Below are 4889 nucleotides of genomic sequence, written 5' to 3' on the forward strand. Positions count from 1 at the left end.
CTCACCCTCCACCTGTCCCAACACTGGCCCTGGGAAGCCGACTTCGTCGACCTGTGGACGACGACCGGACAGCGCATGGTCACGTGAACCACACGCTCGACCTGACCGCCCACGACCCGAAAGAACCTTGGAGACCCCGCACCGGTCGGCCACCCGGCGATCACCGCTGCCTGCGTCCCGAAGAAACACCCGGAACCCGCCCGACGCCCGTGAGCAGAATTCACGCGGTGGATCGAGGCTCAGCCCCACGCCAGCCTGCTCGTGTAACCGGATTCAGACCCGAAGTCCGCGTCCGTTCTTGCGAGCCTCCTCGGCCTGGCGACCTGAGCCGGCCCCGCCGGTCAGAGGCCACCCGTCCTCCCCGATCGCGTGACAGCGAACGGAGCAGTCCAGCGAACGCCGGATGAAGAGGGCGGACAGGGCGTCGGCCGCCTGGTGGGCGCCGACGAGGTGGAGCCGTGCCGGGGAAGGCCGGTCCCCTCGGTGCCCTCGGCCGCGGCCATGAGCAGGGGGCTCGCCGGGCTTGGCGCTGGATCCTCCGGGGACTTCGCGGCTGTGGGCGTCCGGGTGCGAGCCGAGGGAGTGTCGGCGTCGGCTGAACCTGGATTCGAGCGACGCCGAGAGGGAGCGGAACTCGCGGAGAGCACGTTCTCGGTGTCCTGCCAGGGGGCACGGGACGGTAAGGCGACGACGCTGGTGAGGTCGGGCCGCCCTGGGGAGCGGGTGACTTGCCGATCGGTGGACGGCGGTTATCCAGCCGTGTGGTGCTCGGTTTCCGGCACGGGAGGCAGCCAGTGCACGGCATTGTCGCGGAAGGACGCGTGGATCGGCACGAGGTCTGGGCCGCTGATGTCGTCGAGGGTGGTGACGTTGATGCCGACCTCTGGGATGTCGCTGTCGATTGCCGCGAGGCGGCTGCCGCAGGTCGAGCAGAAGCCGCGCTTCGCCTCGCCTTCGAAGGTCTCGTACCAGGTTGGTTCGCCACCCTCACCGGTCCAGGTGACCGTCTCGAATCCCACCCACCACATCACTGGTGTGCCGCCGAGCTTTTGACAGTGACAGCAAGCACAGGTGTGGGGGAAGACGGCCGGGCCTCGTGCGGTGAAACGGATGCGTCCGCACAGGCAGCCGCCAGTACGCCCTTCGTCATCTTCGGTTCCCTTGGCGTTGGCGGCAGGGGTGGCGTGAGAGCTGGTCATGCGGTTCTCGCTTCGGTGTGGCCCGACGTTCTTGGAACCGGGCAGGGGGCTATCAGAGGGTCAGCGTGTCGGCTGCCGGTTCGGTGATGGGCTGGCCTACGGCTTTGGGGATGTTGAGCCGGGTGCGGGCCTGGTGGAGGGCGACGAGCTGGTCGGCGGCCGGCCCGCCCCAGTCGAAGAGCTCCAGAGCCTGTTCAGGTGTGGGCAGGGTGCGGATGTGGATGCGGCCGGTGGCCGGATCAACAGGCGCAGGCCCCAGGCGGGTGAGGACGGCGGCGTACCGCAGACGGGAGCACGTTCCGTCGAAGGCGGAAAGGTGCCCGATGAACAGCGGCTCCCCGACCTCGGCTGCGGCCTCCTCGCGGGTCTCCCGGCGCAATTGAGCAGAGGGTCGCCGCGGTCCTGGAGTTCGGGAGTGCCGCCGGGCAGGCAGGCCGCGCCCGTGTCCGGCTCCAGTAGCACGAGCACGCGGCCGTCTGGGGCAAACAACCAGCCCCAGACCTGGTGTACGGGAAGGTCTTCCGGAGCCGGGCCGGTATGGAAGGGGAAGTGGTGCCTGGCGCGGACGGTGCGCAGGACACCGGCCTGGTCCAGGACGGTGGGGGCGATCGGGAGACCGTCCTCCAGCAGGGCGGGGCCGGCAGCGTTGATACGGGCGCGCAGCGCGGACAGAGCCCGGCGAGCGTTGTCGGGTGACATCAGCTCGGGCAGTCGGGCGGGCTCGACGAAGTCGACCGCCTCGATCTCGCCTTCGCGGGGCCGGATGGCGGCGATCTGTTCGTCGCCCCACGTCCCGCCGTCGAAGACGTGCAGGACCTCGCCGGGAAACCGCATGGCGGGGCGCGCGTTGGCGCCGGCGGCGGAGACCCAGTCCACGGCAAGCCCGCGGTCGAGTGCCATCGTGACGCCGAGTTCTTCGCGCAGTTCGCGGGAGGCGGCGTGGGCGGGTGACTCGCCCTTGTCGACCGCGCCCGGCAGGAGGCGGGTGTCGCGGTAGCTGACGCGCTCGACCAGGACCCGGCCGCGCCGGTCGGTGATCAGTGCGGACGCTCCGGCCCACACGGCGGCCTCGGTGCGTTGGGCCCCGTACTTCTTGTCGGTGAAGGCGCTCGGTGTTTCGTCCGAGGTAGGTGTGGTGGTCATCTTGGACTCCAGTTGTGCGGTGCGCGCGGCGTGCGGGGGCGTGCCTGTCAGGCGAGGAGCCGGTACGGATCGCTCGCGACGGGGCCGGGAGCGAGCCTGGTGAAGGACTCGGTGCTGATGATCTCGTTGCGTTCGGCTTCGGGCAGGCGGGCGAGGATGCCGGGCAGGGGCCGTTCGCGTGCGACCTCCCCCTGGTGGGCGAGGATGGCGGACCACTTCACCCCGGCCCACGGGCTGACGTCGACGGTCGTGGTGACATACGCGTTGGGGACGGTCAGCACGCTCTTCCCGACCCTCTTCAGCAGGGTCCTGAGCCGGCCCACGCCAGCTTCCGAATGCGTGGCCGCGTACAGCGCCGACGGCTGCCAGGGGGTGCCAGCCTCGGGGGAGAGGTGCTCGAGACCGGCGGCCTCGGCGGCGAGCAGGGTGATCTGGTGGGTGCGTACGTGGTCGGGGTGGCCGGTCAGCTGGCCGACCACGTCATGAGTGACGACGATCTCGGGGCGGAAGTCGCGGATGTGGGTAACGAGACGGCCGATGGCCTCGTCGAGGGGCGCGTCGACGAGGCGGGACTCACCGGGGGCGGACTCGGGGTTGCGGGCATCGCCGTAGCCGAGCAGCCGCGGGGGACCGGCGCCCAGGACAGCGAGGGCCGCGGCGAGTTCGGGCGCGCGCCTGCTGTCCGGCGCCCAGGTGGCGGTGACGACACCGGTGCGTGCCCCGGCGGCGCGGTGCTGTGCGAGTACGCCGCCGGCCAGGAGGCTCTCATCGTCCGGGTGTGCGAACACCCCCAGCAGCGAGGGCAACGACGGCTGGTTCATGGTAAAGAGGACTCCTCGAAGTGGTGGACGGGGTAAAGGGGTCAGATGATTGGCGGCCGCCCGGCGGCGGTGAGCCGGTAGACGGTGCGCCAGCTCATCGGATGCCGCCGCTGCGTACGCCGGCTCGTCCATCCTTCGCGCATGCCGCGCAGTGTCTGGTCCAGTCCGCCGCCGCGCACGGCCCGGGCCAGGGTGATCGTGGTCCAGGCGCTCAGGTAGAGGGGGAGGAGCGGGGCGGGGAGGTTGCGGTGGGCGATCCAGATCCGGTTGCGGACGGCGAGCCGGTGGTACAGCGCGTGGCGGGCGGGTTCGGTGAGTGGGTGGTGCATACGGATCGACGCCGCGTACCAGCCGCACCAGCCCGCCTCGTACAGCCGCCAGGCCAGGTCGAACCCCTCGTGATACAGGAAGAGTTGATCTTCCCACCCGCCTACCGCGGCGAAGGCGTCGCGTCGGATCAGGACGACGCCTTCGGTCATCGAGGCGACCTTTCCCGGCCGTCCCGGGTTCGAGGCGCGCAGCCGGGGGACCCAGCGGCGTGGCGTGGTCACATCGTCCGGGCCGGTCAGCCGGGGCTGCACCCAGGCGGCTTCTGGATGCCGCTCGGCCTCGGCGACGAGCCGGGCGAGGACATCGGGGCGGGGGAAGCTGGCGTCGTTGTCGAGGAAATACAACCAGTCGGCCGGATCGCCCGCGTCGCGTAGCGCGTCGGCGCCGGCGTTACGACCGCCGGGGATGCCGATGTTCTCGGGCAGGCACACGGTGAGCGCACCGGGTAGCACGACCTCGGGCTTGCAGCCGTTGCCGACGACCACCACCCGCACGTCGACGCAGCTCTGGGCAAGGAGTGTCGCCTGCGCGGCTGCTTCCTCGGCAGGGCGGTCGTTCATGGTCAGAACGACGACGTCGACGCGTGGGCGGGACATGGGTTCCTCCAGGCGGTCGGGGCCGGTCAGGGCGTGGGGACGGGGGTGCCGGTGAGGTGCTCGGCCTGGCGGGCGACGAGCGGGGCGAGGTGAGGGTGGATGCCCCGGGAGCACGCCTGGAGAAGTTGCCCGAGGGCGATGAGCTCTCCGGTCCGGCCGGCGTCCGTGTCCAGGACGTGGCCGAACTCACGCCGGATCCGGGCGGCGGTCGCCGGCGCGGCCAGCGAGTACGCATGAAGCAGACCCAGGTCGTAGCCCACGGGCAGCCGGCCCCAGTTCTCCCAGTCCAACAGGACCAGGGGCGCTCGTGTCAGATTCGCCCAGTGCAGATCGGCGTGCCCGGTCGTTGTCTCACGGATCCGGACGGGGTCGATGCCGAGGAAGCGGCGGAAGTTCCGGTCGACCCAGTTCTGCCGTACCGATTCCCGGTCGGTGGGCACCGTCGCGAGCGTCCCGAGCGCGGACTTCAGCTCCGACCACCACGAGTCGGGCAGAGCGATGTCCTGGTCGAGCGCGGGAGTGCCACTGGTGACCGGCTGGACGGACACGTATTCGGTGAGTTCCGCCCGGTAGGCGACGTCCGGTGAGGTCCAGTCGAGAACGCCGCGAAGCCGCGGCCGCGGTACCGACCGCGGCACACGCGTGTCAGCGGTCGCCGTCCCCTCCCACAGCCGTCCGCCCGCCTTGTCCACCTCGGCGGAGACGACCCGCAGCCAGCAGTCCCCAGCTCGGCGCCCCAGGGTGCGGCCCTGCCACCCCCACACCTCCGGCCCCGAGGCAGCCACTTGGAACTGCCGSGC

Annotated in this window: 5 protein-coding genes; all 5 read right to left on the reverse strand. The window is 71.0% G+C overall.

All coding sequences use genetic code 11. From position 1 onward, the window contains the following. Positions 1–749: 749 nt before the first annotated feature. A complete protein-coding gene (locus DIZ27_RS48345; protein ID WP_375232094.1) occupies positions 750–1028 on the reverse strand; it encodes a GFA family protein in 279 nt (92 codons plus the stop codon). A 267-nt stretch (positions 1029–1295) separates the two neighbouring features. Next, entirely contained in the window at positions 1296–2342 is a 1047-nt protein-coding gene (locus DIZ27_RS44625; protein WP_258308929.1) for an NUDIX domain-containing protein, read from the reverse strand. A gap of 47 nt (positions 2343–2389) precedes the next feature. Then, positions 2390–3163, reverse strand: a complete 774-nt coding sequence (locus DIZ27_RS44630) for a PIG-L deacetylase family protein (RefSeq protein ID WP_181384040.1) — start codon at positions 3161–3163, stop codon at positions 2390–2392. A 41-nt stretch (positions 3164–3204) separates the two neighbouring features. Then, the gene (locus DIZ27_RS44635; protein WP_109383944.1) at positions 3205–4089 is read right to left on the reverse strand and encodes a glycosyltransferase family 2 protein; all 885 of its coding nucleotides are present in this window, start codon (positions 4087–4089) and stop codon (positions 3205–3207) included. A gap of 26 nt (positions 4090–4115) precedes the next feature. After that, positions 4116–4889 (reverse strand): hypothetical protein (locus tag DIZ27_RS44640; RefSeq protein ID WP_258308930.1); only part of this gene is annotated, 774 nt, incomplete at its 5' end.

Origin of the sequence: Streptomyces sp. NWU339 (assembly GCF_003143855.1) — a bacterium.
Classification (GTDB): Bacteria; Actinomycetota; Actinomycetes; order Streptomycetales; family Streptomycetaceae; genus Streptomyces.

Excerpts from the sequence above, each read along its gene's own strand:
- DIZ27_RS48345 (WP_375232094.1), bottom strand. The coding sequence starts at position 1,028 with ATGTGGTGGGTGGGATTCGAGACGGTCACCTGGACCGGTGAGGGTGGC.
- DIZ27_RS44625 (WP_258308929.1), bottom strand. The coding sequence starts at position 2,342 with ATGACCACCACACCTACCTCGGACGAAACACCGAGCGCCTTCACCGAC.
- DIZ27_RS44635 (WP_109383944.1), bottom strand. The coding sequence starts at position 4,089 with ATGTCCCGCCCACGCGTCGACGTCGTCGTTCTGACCATGAACGACCGC.
- DIZ27_RS44630 (WP_181384040.1), bottom strand. The coding sequence starts at position 3,163 with ATGAACCAGCCGTCGTTGCCCTCGCTGCTGGGGGTGTTCGCACACCCG.